This is a genomic window from Mesorhizobium sp. M5C.F.Cr.IN.023.01.1.1, assembly GCF_003997585.1.
Taxonomy (GTDB): Bacteria; Pseudomonadota; Alphaproteobacteria; order Rhizobiales; family Rhizobiaceae; genus Mesorhizobium; species Mesorhizobium wenxiniae.
On sequence record NZ_RZSU01000014.1, the window covers coordinates 1 to 14,640 of the forward strand.

A 14,640-nucleotide genomic window follows, 5' to 3' on the forward strand; every position below is an offset into this window, starting at 1 on the left:
CGCCCTCGATCTTAAGGCGGGCGGGATTCTCGGCGTCGCCGGCCTCGTCGGCTCCGGCCGCACTGAGCTCGCCCGTGCCATCTTCGGCGCCGCCCGCATTGCCGCCGGCACCCTCACGCTCGACGGGAAGACGATCGCGCCTGAAACACCCGCCGACGCCATCGCGCTCGGCATCGGCCTTGTGCCGGAAGACCGCAAGCATCAGGCGATCTTCGCCGCGCTCGGCATCCTGACCAATTTTTCAATCGCCGCGCTCGGCCGCTACTCCAACGCCGCCGGCTTCATGACCGAGAGGCGCGAACGCGAGGCGCTGGCAAGCTACAGAAAGACGCTGTCGATCCGCATGGCCTCACCCGAGCAACCCATAGAGGGGCTGTCCGGCGGCAATCAGCAGAAGGTCATCCTCGCCCGCTGGCTGGCGCGCGACCCCAAGGTGCTGATCGTGGACGAGCCAACGCGCGGCGTCGATGTCGGCGCCAAGGCCGAGGTGCACCAGATCCTGGTGCAGCTCGCCGCGCGCGGCATCGCCATCATGATGATTTCGTCCGAATTGCCCGAGGTGCTTGCCGTGTCGGACAGGATCGTCACCATGCGGCGCGGACGCATCACCGGCGAGATGCCCGGCATCGAGGCGACAGAGGAAAAACTGATGGAACTGATGGCGCTCGACCAAACGCAGGAAGCGACGCAATGACCAGCACGACCGAACCGAGCCAGCGCGGCGGCATCAATGTCGCGCGGCTGCTGATGAGCTTTGGCCCGCTGATGTTCCTGGCGCTGCTGATCGTCGTTTTTACCGTCCTGAAGCCGAGCTTCATCGACCCCATCAACATCTTCAACATCATGCGGCAGATCTCGATTACCGGGCTGATCGCGCTCGGCATGACCTTCGTCATCCTTACCGCCGGCATCGACCTGTCGGTCGGCTCGCTGCTGGCCTTCTGCGGCATGGTCGCGGCGGTGGTGGCCAAGGGCGGCACCGCCAACACGCTGTCGCTGGCCACATCCGGCACGCAAGGCTATGGCTGGGTCGCTGCCCTTCTGGCCGCCGTCGTCGTCGGCGCCCTGGCCGGCAGCGTCCAGGGCTTTGCCATCACCAGGCTGAAGGTGCCGCCCTTCGTCGTCACGCTCGGCGGCCTCACCGTCTTTCGCGGCCTGACGCTGACGATCTCCAACGGCGGCCCGATCTCCGGCTTCGACGCCTCGATGCGCTGGTTCGGCACCGGCCTTATCGGCCCGGTCCCTGTGCCGGCGATCATCTTCGCGGCGGCGGCGATCCTTTGCCACATCGTCCTGCGCTACACGCGCTACGGCCGCGCCGTCTACGCGGTCGGCGGCAATGCCGAGGCGGCGCGGCTGTCGGGCCTGCGCGTCGACCGCATTTTGATCTCGGTCTATGTCATCGTCGGCTTCTTCGCCGGCCTCGCCGCCTTCGTGCTGTCGGCGAGGCTCAATTCCTCGGAAGCCGTCGCCGGCATCGGCTACGAACTGACGTGATCTCGGCCGTTGTAATCGGCGGCACCTCGCTGTTCGGCGGCATCGGCAGCGTCGGCGGCACGGTGGTGGGTGCAGCACTGATCGGCGTGCTGCAGAACGGACTGCAGTTCAACAACGTCTCGTCCTACACGCAAAGCATCGTCATCGGCCTGATCCTGATCCTCGCCGTGGCCTTCGACCGCTGGCTGAAATCGCGGGTGAGACGGTGAGGGTTGAGAGATAGTACCTATCTAGGGCTCGGCGGGACAGCGCCCCCCTCTGTCCTGCCGGACATCTCCCCCTCGAGGGGGAGATGGATGTTCACCTCGGCTTTCGCCAGTCTCTAACGTTGGCTGAAAGGCGCCCTCAGGCGGGTGCGTTCACACGCTGCGAACGCGTCGCCCAATCCGCGACGCGCCCACCCGCAACTGTAGAGCTTGTCCGCGGCGCGAGAAGATCGTTGCGTCGGGCAAATGCAACGAAGGTCGCCCGCGCCGTTTCGGCGTCGATCTCTCCGTCCATCGCGGCCCGGCAGGCCTTGGCCGCGATGTCGTGCGCTGCCGTCCGGCTCGCCCGCGGCCAGTCGGCCAGCAGCGCATAGGCTTCAGACGCGCTTTCTATCTTCGTCGGTGTGCCGAGGCCGGTAAGGATGGTGACCGGCTTTTCAAAAGAAGAACGATCCATGACACTCTCCTTTCGGGGTTCAACTGTCTCCATTCCAGGTCCAAAAACCGGGCCGGGTTCAACAACCGGGCCGGTTCTTAGTATCGGGCCTGGTTCAATTGTCGGAACCGTGCGAATTTCGGGCGCAGCTGACATTGCAGCGTCGGCGCGTCGGCAGGTCGGAGTGGCCAGAATGCTCGGCCGCGGCAGCGCCTGATGCGCCTTGGCGAGCGCCTCCAGCCAGGCCACCACGCCGAGAGGCGGATGCTCGCACCCGCAGAGCCAGTTCCTTGCCGTTGCGACCGGATAGCCCGCCTCTTTGGCGAAATCGGTTTCCGACCACCTCAGCAGGCGCAAGCATTCACGCATCCGCGCCGCAATCATTTGCGCTCCTCCTTGCCGGCTCCCAATCGCTGAGCCGACAGGAACATCAGCGTGTAGGCCGCCTTGCGGCGATCCCAGCCGGCCGACTCGACTGCGTCCAGCAATCCGTCGACAAGCGGCGCCAGCGCCGTTTTGCACTCCGTTTCATAGTTGAAATCGGTCTTGGAAAGGGTCGGCGCCGCGATCTTTCCGAAGCTGTTCATCATGTCCATGGCAACACCTGCTTATGATCCGGGCAAGGCCGTGCCCGACTTCGCGTCGGCGGGCACGGCCGTTTGTCCTCAGAAGCTGGCGTCAGAAGTCCATGCCGCCGCCGCCGGGCATCGCCGGGGCTGCCGCTTCCTTCTTCGGCTTCTCGGCCACCATCGCCTCGGTGGTCACCAGCAGGCCGGCAACAGAGGCGGCACCCTGCAGCGCGGTGCGCACGACCTTGGCCGGATCGATGACGCCCTGTCCGTAGAGGTCGCCGAACTCGTTGGTCTGTGCGTTCCAGCCATAGCCGAAGTCGGTCGTCTCGCGCAGCTTGCCGAGGATGATCGAACCCTCCGCACCGGAGTTCTCGGCGATCTGGCGCACCGGCGCTTCGATGGCGCGACGCACGATATCGACGCCGGTCTTCTGGTCAGGATTGTCAACGGCGACGTTATCGAGCGCCCTCGCCGCCCTGAGCAGCGCCACGCCGCCGCCGGGCAGGATACCCTCCTCGACCGCCGCGCGTGTGGCGTGCATGGCGTCGTCGACGCGATCCTTGCGCTCCTTGACCTCGATCTCGGTCGAGCCGCCGACGCGGATGACTGCGACACCGCCGGCGAGCTTGGCCAGCCGCTCCTGCAGCTTCTCGCGGTCGTAGTCGGAGGTGGTTTCCTCGATCTGGGCCTTGATCTGGCTGATGCGCGCCTGGATTTCATCCTTGCGGCCGGCACCGTCGACGATGGTGGTATTCTCCTTCTCGATCAGCACCTTCTTGGCGCGGCCAAGCATCTCCAATGTGACGTTCTCAAGCTTGATGCCGAGGTCTTCCGAGATCGCCGTGCCGCCGGTCAGGATGGCAATGTCTTCCAGCATGGCCTTGCGGCGATCACCAAAGCCCGGCGCCTTGACGGCTGCAACCTTCAGGCCGCCGCGCAGCTTGTTGACGACCAGCGTCGCCAGCGCCTCGCCTTCGACGTCCTCGGCGATGATCAGCAGCGGCTTGCCGGATTGCACGGCGGCTTCGAGTACGGGAAGCATGGCCTGCAGATTGGACAGCTTCTTCTCGTGGATCAGCACATAGGGTTCTTCGAGCTCGACGCGCATCTTGTCCTGATTGGTGATGAAATAAGGCGAGAGGTAGCCACGGTCGAACTGCATGCCTTCGACCACTTCCAACTCGGTCTCGGCGGTCTTGGCCTCCTCGACCGTGATGACACCCTCATTGCCGACCTTTTCCATCGCCTCGGCGAGGAAGCGGCCGATCTCGGCATCGCCATTGGCAGAGATGGCGCCGACCTGAGCGATTTCGTCGTTCCTGGTCACCTTGCGGGCATTGGATTTCAGGTCGGCGACGACGGCGTCGACCGCCTTGTCGATGCCGCGCTTCAGGTCCATCGGATTCATGCCGGCAGCGACGGCCTTGGCCCCTTCCCTGACGATGGCCTGAGCAAGAATCGTCGCGGTCGTGGTGCCATCGCCGGCGGTGTCGCTGGTCTTCGAGGCGACCTCGCGCACCATCTGCGCGCCCATATTCTCGAACTTGTCCTCAAGCTCGATTTCCTTGGCGACGGTAACGCCGTCCTTGGTGATGCGCGGAGAGCCGAATGACTTGTCGAGGATAACGTTTCGGCCCTTGGGACCGAGCGTCACCTTCACCGCATTGGCGAGGATATCGACGCCGCGCAGCATCTTCTCGCGGGCTTCGGTATGGAATTTCACATCCTTGGCAGCCATTGGATAACTCCTTCAAAGGCAGCTTTTCGTTGACTGGGTTGCTTGTCCAGGCCCGCTCAGGCGGCCTTCTGCATCTTGTCTGTCAATTCGATCACGCCCAGCACGTCGCTTTCCTTCATGATGAGCAGGTCCTCGCCGTTGAGCTTGATCTCGGTGCCCGACCATTTGCCGAACAGGATGCGGTCGCCGACCTTGACGTCGAGCGGCTGCAACTGCCCGCTGTCGTCGCGCGCGCCGGGACCGACGGCGATGACCTCGCCTTCCTGCGGCTTCTCCTTGGCAGTGTCGGGAATGATGATGCCGCCCGCGGTCTTCTCGTCGACCTCGATGCGGCGGACCAGGATACGGTCATGCAATGGACGGAACGCCATGTCGTTCTCCTCATAGGACAAACAGATTTTCTTGGACCTCCCTTCGCAGCCGACCGGTACAACGGCCGATGCGACGGTGCGCGACGCCTGTTCAGGCAGCGCGCATATCGAGTTAGTCTGCCGATCGAGGCTTTCAAGAGGCCGTCGAAAAAATTTTAGCACTCGCCGTGGTCGAGTGCCAACGCACTGTAATAATGGCGCTATTCCAGAAGTTGACACGTCGGATGCGGCTTGAAATCGCGGCGCAACCTTCCGACATCGGCGTCGATCCCGGCACCGCCTGCCGGCGGCCGGAACCGATGAGGAAGCGGAGGCGTTTTTCCATGCGCAGGATGGACGCCAGATCGTTCGGAAAGGAGACGGCATGGTCAGCAATGAGTTCCAGGTCAGCAACGCGTTCCGGCTCCAGATGCAGGGCTTTGGCCTGACAACGGCCGAGATCCATTATCGTCTTCCCGACTACCGGGACCTGCTGCAGCTCTTCATCTGGCAGGAATACGACATCGCCCCGGATTTCCCGACGCTGAAGCATTTCCTCGAATATTGGGAACGTGAGATCGAAGGCCCGCTGCATTCCGTGCGCGTTGCTCATCACCGTCTGATCCAGCCCTCCGAATGGCGGGCGGTGGATGGCGTCATTACGCTCCAGTGACACAGGAAGAGGCGGCCTTTCATGAAAGCGCCGCCTCAGCAGCACAGCGTCCGCCCCCGGCGTTCAGGTGGATTGGCGTTCAGGTGGATTGATGCTCAGGTCGATTTACGTCCCGTGACAAGCAGTCCGGCCGTGCGAGCCGCCTTGACGAAGGCCGTGCGGGCCTCGCGGGCGGTGCGCCAACCGTCGAGCGCGTCGCGGCAGGCTCGATAGGCTGCGCGCCAGCTCCGGCCGCGCGCCCGGTCCGGCCACTGCTGCATGCATTCGATGGCTTCCCAGCTGCTGGCGACCTTGCGCTCTCCGACGGATTGGAGCTTGAGCGTGATCGGCTCGGAAAATGGGACGTCCTTCATCACTTCCTCCTTCTTTCTGTTTTTTAGAGCAAGTAACATCCTCGATTAAGCAGGAGGGCGGCCCGATCGGCGCCGGCAAACGAGATGGTTCGTCTGCCTGCGCGCTTCAAGACCTCCTGCCCAAACCCTGTCTCCCGCCCAGACGCAGCGGCCGGCTATATGTCGTCGTCCGGTGGCTCGAGAAGCCCGATCAGCGTCGCCACCCTAGCCGACGGCAGGGGGCGGCCCTCGTTCACCAGCGCCTCATCGGCGCCGACCCATGCAAAGGCCTCCCGCAACTCCTCGATCGTCGCGCCGGTCGAGGCAATGTCGGCTATAACGGCGTCGTCCACCGGGCCCAGCACCGAAATGATCTCGTCGCGTGTCATGGTCATGATATCCTCCATGCGGCGGGCCGGCGCGACCCTCAAATGACGGTTGAAACGGCATTTCCAGCTACAATCTGGCAACAAAAAATCTGGCAGCGGGACAGAATCTGGGTCTTGATTTCGGGCTGGCAATAACCAAATCGACATTGCCGGTTGCCGAATGGGGCCGGCAGAACCCAGGGAGCGCCAAGCTCTTTGGCGTCCCTCGTACTATGTTGCTCAATGGAGGATGTAGCTATGAGAACCGCATTCGATTTTTCCCCGCTCTATCGGTCGAGCATCGGTTTCGACCGCATCTTCAACCTGCTGGAAAACGCGCCTCAGGCAGCGGAAACCTGGCCGCCTTATGACATCGAGCGAAGCGACGAGAACACCTATCGCGTGACGATCGCCGTCGCCGGCTTTTCCGAAGACGATCTCGACATCAGCCACGAGCCCAACCTTCTGATCGTCTCGGGCGAGCGCAAGGAACAGGGCACGGTGGAATATCTACATCGCGGCCTTCCGGTGCGGCCGTTCACACGGCGCTTTGAGCTTGCCGATCACATGACGGTCACCGGCGCGTCGCTCAACTACGGCCTGCTGACGATCGACCTTGTGCGCGAAGTGCCCGAGGAGATGAAGCCGCGTCGCATTGCAATCCCCAAGCAAGACGGCGCGCCGAAGGGCGGGCAGGTCGAGAAGCCGAAGCAGGCCGCCTGAGCGAGGGCGAGCTCTGGCGCCTTTGGCACAACCAGTCGAGAAAGGAGAACGTCAATGGCTATTCGTGATCTCATTCCGTGGGGCCGGGAGAACAGTCCGGTTCCTAGCTTCTATCGTGACGATGACCGGGACCCGTTCATGGCGTTGCATCGTGAGATGAACCGCATGATCGACGACGCGTTCCGCGGTTTCGAAACGCGCATGCCGTCGCTCAGCGGATTTTCGTCGGCACGCGCCAGCTGGCCGAGTGTTGAAATCTCAGACGGCGAGAAGGAGATCCGCGTGACCGCCGAAATCGCCGGCATGGACGAGAAGGACGTCGAGGTGCTGCTCGAGGACGGCGTGCTGACGCTGCGCGGCGAGAAGCGCTCGGAGACCGAGGACAAGGACAGGCACTTCTCCGAGCGGTTCTACGGCCGCTTCGAGCGCCGCATCCCGCTCGGCTACGAGGTAGAAGAGGACAAGGTGAACGCCGCCTTCCACAACGGCGTGCTCAGCGTGACGCTGCCCAAGACCCAGCGCGCGCAGACGAAGGCCAAGCGCATCGCCATCAGTGGCAGCAAAGTCAGTGCTGGCGGAAGCAAGCACTGACGACATCGGCAGCCGGACGCGCACGCGCCCGGCTGCGCTCAGTCGGTGGATACGCCACCGACTACCGCGTTTGCAATCCAGCCGTCCGCCGATGGTCTGATACCTTGGGAGGACAAGCCCCGCCAGCATCAACTTCCGGCAGCGGGCTTGGCCTCTTCAGCGCGGTCAAGAGATAGTCCTGCACCTTCGCTTGAACGTTCGTCGTGGCGGTGCGCACCGCCGCCATCGCGTCCTTCACCGCCGCTTCGTCGAAGGGCGAAGCCTGCTGCGCCGCCGCCAGATTGGCCCGCGCAATGCGCAGCTCGCGCAGTGCCGCCAAGGTGCGCGGACAATTTGCGAGGCGGATGCTGCGAAATTCCTTCCTCACCTCGGGCGAAAACCGTGTTGCTGTCCGGGCCGGTGAAACTGCGGGCCGAGCGGCCACGGAAACGACCGAGACGCAGGAAACCCCCTACGCGCGCCGGCGAAATATTCACACCGGCAGCCGGTTTCGGTGTCTTATCTAGTCAAGCAAACTCAATATTTGCAGGATTAGGACCAACAGCACAAAGCCAAGGACACACGCAAAGACCGCGACCAAAAAGACGGTGCGTTGCTGTCTGCCCACGGCTTTCTCCCTGAAAGCGCATCCCATCCACCAATACGAACGTTTGTCTCAAAAGTTTGCTTGAGGCCCGGCGGAGAGGGAGCAAACATGACTCAGGCAAAAGAATCTCCTGACAAGGTGTTCGTTTACGAGGGCGGTTACATCATTCATCCGGACGATGCATGGATATTTAGAAAGTTCTAATAATTATTCCCGAGCGGCGGAACCTCCGGGTTCCGGCTGCGGATCGGGCTGCAACCCGATCGGGCCCGCGCTCTCCGCCAGAGGCGCGGGCTTCATTTGTTCAGCCGATGCGCCAGGCGGCGCAAAGGCCGCATATTGAATATCTACGGGAGCATTAGTAGCAGAAGTCGCTACCGTGGCGTTCCTGGCATCCAGGCAACGGAGCCCGTCATCCGAAAGGGTGGCGGGCTTTCGTTTCGATTGTCGAACTGCTGAAGCACGTCTACAGAACAGGGCCTAACTCCATCACCACGAAAGCGGTGACACCCAGCACGACGAGTGCATAGGCCGCATAGAGAACAAGCAGCAAAACTTCAAAGTCGCGGAAAGAGGTTGTGGTAGCCCTGATCTGTTGAGGCTCTGTTTTCTCGATAAGGTCGACTTGGGGTGGCCCTGCTGTCGCGACGACATAGACAATCCGGTCGTGCTCGGCTGCCTGCAATATCCGTTCCTCGATATCGAGAGCGATCACTGGATCATCGGTCAGCTGATCTCCAGCTATTCGGTATTCAGTAACCGTCTGGACCTCGCGTTCTCCCATGCACGATAATAGCGTCATTTAAATTAGGTTCCACTAAAGTGCCGACGGTTGCGGCCGGCCCGGTCGTCTTGCGACCAGGCGTGAACAATCCTGGGCCGCAATACCCTGCCCCGCGTCCTCCAATTAAATGGCGCGGGCCTTTCTATCGCCTATCCCGGGCGCCATTGCTGGCAAGTCGCCATGCTAAAGCCGCATATGGACAGACCCCCAAACCGGGAGTCATTCCGCGCGTCGGCAACGCATCTGGCACGTGCCGCTGGATGACCACGAACGGCTTTCGATACCTTCTTGCTGGTGGTGCACCGAACTAACCTGGTTGCCGTAAGTGGCTCGCCAGTCCGATGCGCCCCCCTTCTCAGCGCGCTCGTCTCAGATCGCCTCGCGCTCCCGTTCCGGTGTGGCGACCAGCAACGCCGCGGCGGCGTTGGCGGCAGCAATAGCGGACTCGATCTGATGTCCGCGGGCAAGGCCTGCCGCGAACGCGCCGACGAACTCGTCGCCGGCGCCATGGGTGCTGACGACCTTCACCGGGATCGCCGCCAGCGCGAACGCCTGGCCGTCGCGGTCGCAATAGGCAACGCCCTCCCCGCCGGCCGTGACGATCGCGGCCGGGTAGAAATCGACCAGCATGCGTGCCGCCTGGGCAGCACCCTCGAGCGTATCGACGACCGGAACGCCGGCCAGGAATTCCGCCTCGATGGCGTTAACCATGACGATATCGGTGAGTGCGATCAGTTCGCCGGACAGCTTTCGTGCGGGCGCGGCGTTGAGCACGATCCGACCACCGTGTCTCCTCACCGCCCGCGCTGCGGCAATGTTGGCGGCTTCCGGCACCTCGTTCTGCAGCAGCAGCACCGCCGTGTGCGCAATTATCTCGGTCGCGGCGGCGATGTCCTTCTCGCCCAAGGTTAGATTGCTGCCTGAGACGATCACCGCGCCATAGTCGCCGCCGTCGTCGAAGATCGCCACGCTCATGCCGGAGCCGGCGCCAGGCGCGACACGCACGAAGCGGCTGTCGACGCCTTTGCGTTCGAGATTACCGAGAAGCACGCGGCCGAAATCGTCATCGCCAACGGCGCCGATCATCGCCGAGCGCACGCCGGCCCGCGCGGCCGACACCGCCTGATTGCCGCCCTTACCGCCACATTTCGGCTGCCAGGCATGGCCGGTCACAGTTTCGCCTTTGCGCGGGCGGTCGGGGGCTTCGACCATGATGTCGTAATGCAGGCTGCCGAACACGGTGACCAGCGGCGGGGAAGCCGTCATGTGCCCCTGTCCCGGCGTTTCGACGTCACCGCCGACATGGTGCGGCCGAGATTGCGCTCCGCCGCCTGGTAGTCGCGCTGCGCCACCGCGACGAACAGCGCGTCGAGAATGTTGAGTTGGGCAATGCGTGCCGCCGCGTTCTCGCCCATCAATGGCGAGCCCTGCGCGGTCGAGCACAGCACGATGTCGGCGACGGCGGCCAGCGGCGAGTTGTCGTAGTTAGTGATCGCCAGCGTCCGCGCCCCGCTCTTGCGGGCGAGGTGGATGGCGTCGATGACGGCGCTGGTGTTGCCGGAATGCGAGAAGCCGACGGCGATGTCGTCGGCGCCAAGCAGCGATGCCGACATCAGCATCATGTGCGAATCGTCGTAGACTGATGCGCGGATGCCGATGCGCAGGAATTTGTGCGAGACGTCGCGCGCGATCTGCGCCGAACCGCCGACGCCATAGAAATCGCGGTTCTTGGCGCGGTAGAGAAGATCGGCGGCGCGGTCGAAATCGTGCATGTCGAGGATCGCCAGCGTTTCCTCCAGCGCCTGGATGGAGGTGCGGAACACCTTCTGCACGATCTCGGCCGAACTGTCGTCGACCGACAGCTCCTGATGCATTTCGGCGGTCGGCAGGCGACTATATTCATAGACGGCGGTGCGGAAGTCGCGATAGCCGGAAAAACCCAGCTTCTTGGCGATCTTGACCACCATCGCCTCCGACACGCCGGCTTCTTCGGCGATCTGCTTGAGCGGAATGCTCTCGTCGAAGCCGCGCCGCCCGAACACGGTTTCCACCACCTTGGCCTCGAGCGGCGTCAGGTGCGGCATCATCATGCGAATCCGCGGTCCTACTGCTTTCAGATCTAGGCTGGTCAAGGTCATCCACGTCCCCTCGTCACGCGATCGATAAGCATCGCGGCGAGGATTATAAGACCAGTTGCCAGGAGCTGATAGAAGGACTGAACATTCATCAGCGTCAGGCCGTTGCGCATGGTGCCGAGGATAACGGCGCCCAGAATGGTGCCGACCACGCTGCCCTTGCCGCCCATCAGCGAGGCGCCGCCGATGGCCGCCGCGGCAATCGCATCGAGCTCCCAGAGATTGCCGAGAATGGGCTCAGCAGCCCCCAGCCGGCCAATCAGGATCTGCGCGGCAAGGGCGGCCAGCAGGCCCGAGATCATGTAGGCCGCGATCTTGGTGCGGGCGATCGGCACGCCGGCTATGTAGGCCGCCTCCTCGTTGCCGCCGACGGCGAGCAGATATTCGCCGAAAGGCGTCTTCTTGAGGATGATCCAGGCGATCAGCGCGACCACGGCAACGATGATGACCGCCAATGGCAGCCCGAACAGAGATCCGTTGAAGATGGCGCGGAAGCCAGCAGGCAAGCCGAGCACCGGATTACCGCCGGTATAGATCAGCGCCAGCGCCCGGTAGGTGCTGAGCGTTCCCAGCGTGACGATGAAAGGCTGCAGGCCGACATAGGCGACCAGCACGCCGTTGAGCAGCCCGCAGACGAGGCCGATGGCGAAGCCGGCGGCGATGGCCAGCGGAAACGGCACGCCGGCAACCAGCATCGAGGCCGAGATGACGGCCGAAAGGGCTGCCGTCGGCCCGACGGACAAATCGATGCCGCCTGAGATAATCACCAGCGTCATACCCAACGCCAGGCAGGCGTTGATGCTCGACTGCTGCAGGATGTTGATCAGATTGCGCTCGGCAAAGAAGCCAGGGACCAGCGCACCGAAGACGGCGAGGATCACCACCAGGCCGATCAGCGTGCCGGCGTCGCGCACGGAAAACCGGTGCAGGAAATCCGCCCGTGGCCGGGCTGCTGTATGTTCCGTTACATCAGTCATCCGCTGGTCCTGTCCGTTATGCACCGGCCCGCTGAGCTTGCGCCGTGCCGGCCTGAGTCTCCGATTGGGGTATGGCGTGCGCCGCGATTGCCTGTTCGCTGAGATCAGCCCGGCCGAGTTCGGCCGCAACCGTGCCGTCGCGCATGACCAGCACGCGGTCGGCGAGCCGGATCACCTCGGGAAGCTCGGACGATACGACGATTACCGAATGACCTTCGCCGGCGAGCTCCTCGATCAAATGATAGATCTCCGCCTTGGCGCCGACATCGATGCCGCGCGTCGGCTCATCGAACAGCAGAATACGCGTTCCCGCCGCCAGCCAGCGGCCGATGATCGCCTTCTGCTGGTTGCCGCCGCTGAACAGCCGGATCGGCCGGTCGAGCAGGAACGGCCGCAAATTGACCCGCTTCATCTTCTCGGCCGCGACCCGTTTCAGCCTGGTGTGATCGATGAACCCGCGCGGTGCGAACACGCCCATCGACGCCAGCGCCATGTTGCTGGAGATCGACCGCAACGGCACGATGCCTTCGCGTTTGCGCTCCTCCGGCACCAGGCCGATCCCGGCGGCGATGGCGTCGCGCGGACCGGAAAGCTTCATGGCCTTGCCGTCGATCTTGATTGTGCCTGACGAGGCGCGGTCGGCGCCGGCCAGCAGCCGCAGCAGTTCGGTGCGGCCCGAGCCGACCAGGCCGGCAACGCCCAGCACCTCGCCGCGATGCAGGTCGAACGAGACGTCATGGACCTTGGTTGCCGAGGCGAGGCCACGCACGCTCAGCCTGACCTCGCTGGAGGCGTGCGAGCGGTGCTGTTCCTGGGCAAGCTCGCGGCCGACCATCATCGAAACGACGGCCTTTTCCGACACCTGCGCGAGATCGACGGATCCGACCACAACGCCGTCGCGCATGATGGTGGCGCGTTGGCAGATGCCGAACACCTCGTCCAATTTGTGCGAGACATAGACAACCGCAACACCGTCTCGCGCCAGGCCGGCAATGACTTCGGCCAGCCGCTCGAATTCTTTCGGCGTCAGGCTCGATGTCGGCTCGTCCATCGCCACGATGCGCGCCCGATCGAGCAGCGCCCGGGCGATCTCGACGATCTGCCGCTGCGCGACCTTCAGCCTGCCGAGCGGGGCTGCTGGATCGATGGTCGGGTCTATGGCGGCAAGGGCTTCCGCAGCGCGGCGTTCCTGCTCGCGCCGTGCGACGAAGATGCCGCCGCGCGTCAGCGGATGGCCAAGGAACATGTTCTGGGCGACGCTGAGATGCCGAACCTGCTGCAATTCCTGATGGATCATGGCGACGCCCGCGGCGCGCGCCGCGACCGGGTTGTTCAGCGTCACCGGCTTGCCATCGATCAGCACGCTGCCTGCCGTCGGCCGGTAGACACCAGACAGGATGCGCAGCAATGTCGATTTGCCGGCGCCGTTCTCACCGAGCAGGCCATGGATTTCGCCGCCGCCGACCGAAAAAGACACATCGCCCAGCGCCCGCACGGCCGGAAACATCTTGGAAATGCCCTCGAATTGCAGCCGGGGGATCACGGACATTGGTTCTATTCTCCAGGCAAAGGGCGCCAGCCGAAGGGCCGGCACCCGTGGTCCTGCCCCTTAATTGCCCGCTGCCGCGTCCTCGAGCAGCGCCTTGCGCACGGCGTCGCCGGCGCCGGAATAACGGTCGGCATTGTCCTTGGTGATCAGCGCCTGCGGCGTAGCGACGACGCGCGGCAGCTTCTGTCCGGCCACCAGTCGCAGCGCCGATTCCAGCGCCACCTCGCCGGTCAGCACCGGGAAACTATCGACGGTGCCGGTCAGTTCGCCGGCGCGGATCGAGGCATAGGCGTCGGAGATGCCGTCGGTGCCGAAGACGGCGACCTTGTCCTGCAGCCCGGCGGCCTTGACCGCCTCAACGATGCCCAGCGCCATGCCGTCATTGTTGGCATAGAAACCGATCAGGTCGGGGTGCTGTTGCAGGATGTTGGTGGCCGCGTCGTAGGAGGTCTGGCGATCCCAGTTGCCGGGGACGCTGGCGACGACCTCGAACTTGCCGGCCTCGGTGATCGTGGTCTTGAAGCCGTCGGTGCGCTGGACGGCGGCATAGACGCCGGCCTGGCCTTCTACGATGGCGACCTTGCCGCCATCCGGCCGGTTCTTGATGAACCATCTGGCGACGCGCACGCCATTGTCGCGCTGGACATTGCCGACATAGTGCTCGGCCTGCGGGATGACCGCGTCATTGACGTTGACCACCGGCACGTTGGCGGCCTTGGCCTGTTCCATGATCGGCTGCAGGTTGGAGTCGGTCTGCGGCGAGACGAGAAGCACGTTGTAGCCTTGCGTGACCAGGCCTTCGGCGATTGCGAGTTGGCCGAGCTGGTCGCCCTCGCTCTGCGCCGCCTGGTAGACGACGGGAACGGCGACGCGGTCGCCGAACGACTTGTAGCCCTCACCCAGCGAGCGCCAGTATTCGTTGGTCAGAGTCTTGGAGACGGCGCCCGCCCTGGTGCCGTCGGGCAGCTTGGGAAACGCTCCGAACTTTGCCTCGAGCTGCGACCAGTCGATGCGGTCCTGCTCGGTGTCGGAATTGAGCGGCGCGAGGTCCGCGGAAAAGGCCGAGCCTATGGACAAGGCCATCAGGGCAGCAGTGGCGGTGGCGAGCAGAAATTTCATGGTC

The 14,640-nt window shown here is 63.8% G+C and carries 18 protein-coding genes and 1 pseudogene; 5 read left to right on the forward strand and 14 right to left on the reverse strand.

Going from position 1 to position 14,640, the window contains the following annotated elements; all coding sequences use genetic code 11:
• Positions 1 to 694 (forward strand): ATP-binding cassette domain-containing protein (locus EOA78_RS08135; protein ID WP_164783674.1); only part of this gene is annotated, 694 nt, incomplete at its 5' end.
• Positions 691 to 1,706 (forward strand): annotated as a pseudogene (locus tag EOA78_RS08140) (ABC transporter permease). The gene EOA78_RS08135 and the pseudogene EOA78_RS08140, both read left to right, overlap by 4 nt.
• 136 nt (positions 1,707 to 1,842) lie before the next feature.
• Here the strand turns inward: EOA78_RS08140 and EOA78_RS08145 are convergent.
• The 5 genes from EOA78_RS08145 to EOA78_RS08165 all read right to left on the reverse strand — a co-directional run bounded on the left by EOA78_RS08145 (position 1,843) and on the right by EOA78_RS08165 (position 5,145).
• Positions 1,843 to 2,160 carry a DUF982 domain-containing protein gene (locus EOA78_RS08145; protein ID WP_127314685.1) on the reverse strand — a complete coding sequence of 106 codons (318 nt, stop codon included), beginning with the start codon at positions 2,158 to 2,160 and terminating at the stop codon, positions 1,843 to 1,845.
• Positions 2,161 to 2,519: 359 nt separating this feature from the next.
• Entirely contained in the window at positions 2,520 to 2,735 is a 216-nt protein-coding gene (locus EOA78_RS08150; protein WP_127314686.1) for a hypothetical protein, read from the reverse strand.
• 82 nt (positions 2,736 to 2,817) lie between these two features.
• Positions 2,818 to 4,449: a chaperonin GroEL gene (gene groL, locus EOA78_RS08155; protein WP_127314687.1), complete on the reverse strand. Its 1,632-nt coding sequence runs from the start codon at positions 4,447 to 4,449 to the stop codon at positions 2,818 to 2,820.
• 56 nt (positions 4,450 to 4,505) lie between these two features.
• A complete protein-coding gene (gene groES / locus EOA78_RS08160; protein WP_127314688.1) occupies positions 4,506 to 4,820 on the reverse strand; it encodes a co-chaperone GroES in 315 nt (104 codons plus the stop codon).
• 133 nt (positions 4,821 to 4,953) lie between these two features.
• The gene (locus tag EOA78_RS08165; protein WP_127314689.1) at positions 4,954 to 5,145 is read right to left on the reverse strand and encodes a hypothetical protein; all 192 of its coding nucleotides are present in this window, start codon (positions 5,143 to 5,145) and stop codon (positions 4,954 to 4,956) included.
• 39 nt (positions 5,146 to 5,184) lie between these two features.
• Between EOA78_RS08165 and EOA78_RS08170 the strand changes: the two genes are divergently transcribed.
• Positions 5,185 to 5,472 (forward strand): usg protein, encoded by a 288-nt coding sequence (locus EOA78_RS08170; RefSeq protein WP_127314690.1) that lies wholly within the window; start codon positions 5,185 to 5,187, stop codon positions 5,470 to 5,472.
• A 95-nt stretch (positions 5,473 to 5,567) separates the two neighbouring features.
• On the opposite strand, the gene EOA78_RS08175 is transcribed toward EOA78_RS08170, so the two are convergent.
• Positions 5,568 to 5,825: a DUF982 domain-containing protein gene (locus tag EOA78_RS08175; RefSeq protein WP_095482768.1), complete on the reverse strand. Its 258-nt coding sequence runs from the start codon at positions 5,823 to 5,825 to the stop codon at positions 5,568 to 5,570.
• 155 nt (positions 5,826 to 5,980) lie between these two features.
• Positions 5,981 to 6,193 carry a hypothetical protein gene (locus EOA78_RS08180; RefSeq protein WP_065009118.1) on the reverse strand — a complete coding sequence of 71 codons (213 nt, stop codon included), beginning with the start codon at positions 6,191 to 6,193 and terminating at the stop codon, positions 5,981 to 5,983.
• 237 nt (positions 6,194 to 6,430) lie between these two features.
• Here EOA78_RS08180 and EOA78_RS08185 point away from each other — a divergent pair, with 237 nt between their 5' ends.
• Together EOA78_RS08185 and EOA78_RS08190 are read left to right on the forward strand one after the other, a co-directional pair.
• A complete protein-coding gene (locus EOA78_RS08185) occupies positions 6,431 to 6,895 on the forward strand; it encodes an Hsp20 family protein (RefSeq protein ID WP_127314691.1) in 465 nt (154 codons plus the stop codon).
• A gap of 54 nt (positions 6,896 to 6,949) precedes the next feature.
• Positions 6,950 to 7,486, forward strand: a complete 537-nt coding sequence (locus EOA78_RS08190) for an Hsp20/alpha crystallin family protein (RefSeq protein WP_127314692.1) — start codon at positions 6,950 to 6,952, stop codon at positions 7,484 to 7,486.
• Between the two features lie 61 nt (positions 7,487 to 7,547).
• Here the strand turns inward: EOA78_RS08190 and EOA78_RS08195 are convergent, their stop codons facing one another.
• From EOA78_RS08195 to EOA78_RS08225, 7 genes are all read right to left on the reverse strand, one after another.
• Positions 7,548 to 7,910, reverse strand: a complete 363-nt coding sequence (locus EOA78_RS08195; protein WP_127314693.1) for a periplasmic heavy metal sensor — start codon at positions 7,908 to 7,910, stop codon at positions 7,548 to 7,550.
• 628 nt (positions 7,911 to 8,538) lie between these two features.
• The gene (locus tag EOA78_RS08200; RefSeq protein WP_245477432.1) at positions 8,539 to 8,874 is read right to left on the reverse strand and encodes a hypothetical protein; all 336 of its coding nucleotides are present in this window, start codon (positions 8,872 to 8,874) and stop codon (positions 8,539 to 8,541) included.
• Positions 8,875 to 9,225: 351 nt separating this feature from the next.
• Positions 9,226 to 10,122 carry a ribokinase gene (locus EOA78_RS08205; protein ID WP_127314694.1) on the reverse strand — a complete coding sequence of 299 codons (897 nt, stop codon included), beginning with the start codon at positions 10,120 to 10,122 and terminating at the stop codon, positions 9,226 to 9,228.
• Positions 10,119 to 10,994, reverse strand: coding sequence for a MurR/RpiR family transcriptional regulator (locus EOA78_RS08210; protein WP_127314695.1), 876 nt, complete (start codon positions 10,992 to 10,994; stop codon positions 10,119 to 10,121). Before EOA78_RS08210 ends, EOA78_RS08205 begins: the two co-directional genes overlap by 4 nt.
• Positions 10,991 to 11,968: an ABC transporter permease gene (locus EOA78_RS08215; RefSeq protein ID WP_127314696.1), complete on the reverse strand. Its 978-nt coding sequence runs from the start codon at positions 11,966 to 11,968 to the stop codon at positions 10,991 to 10,993. The genes EOA78_RS08210 and EOA78_RS08215 overlap by 4 nt, the downstream gene beginning before the upstream one ends.
• 16 nt (positions 11,969 to 11,984) lie before the next feature.
• Complete coding sequence (locus EOA78_RS08220; RefSeq protein WP_127314763.1) at positions 11,985 to 13,511, reverse strand: sugar ABC transporter ATP-binding protein; 1,527 nt, start codon at positions 13,509 to 13,511, stop codon at positions 11,985 to 11,987.
• A 66-nt stretch (positions 13,512 to 13,577) separates the two neighbouring features.
• Positions 13,578 to 14,636 carry a substrate-binding domain-containing protein gene (locus tag EOA78_RS08225; protein ID WP_127314697.1) on the reverse strand — a complete coding sequence of 353 codons (1,059 nt, stop codon included), beginning with the start codon at positions 14,634 to 14,636 and terminating at the stop codon, positions 13,578 to 13,580.
• Positions 14,637 to 14,640 lie beyond the last annotated feature (4 nt).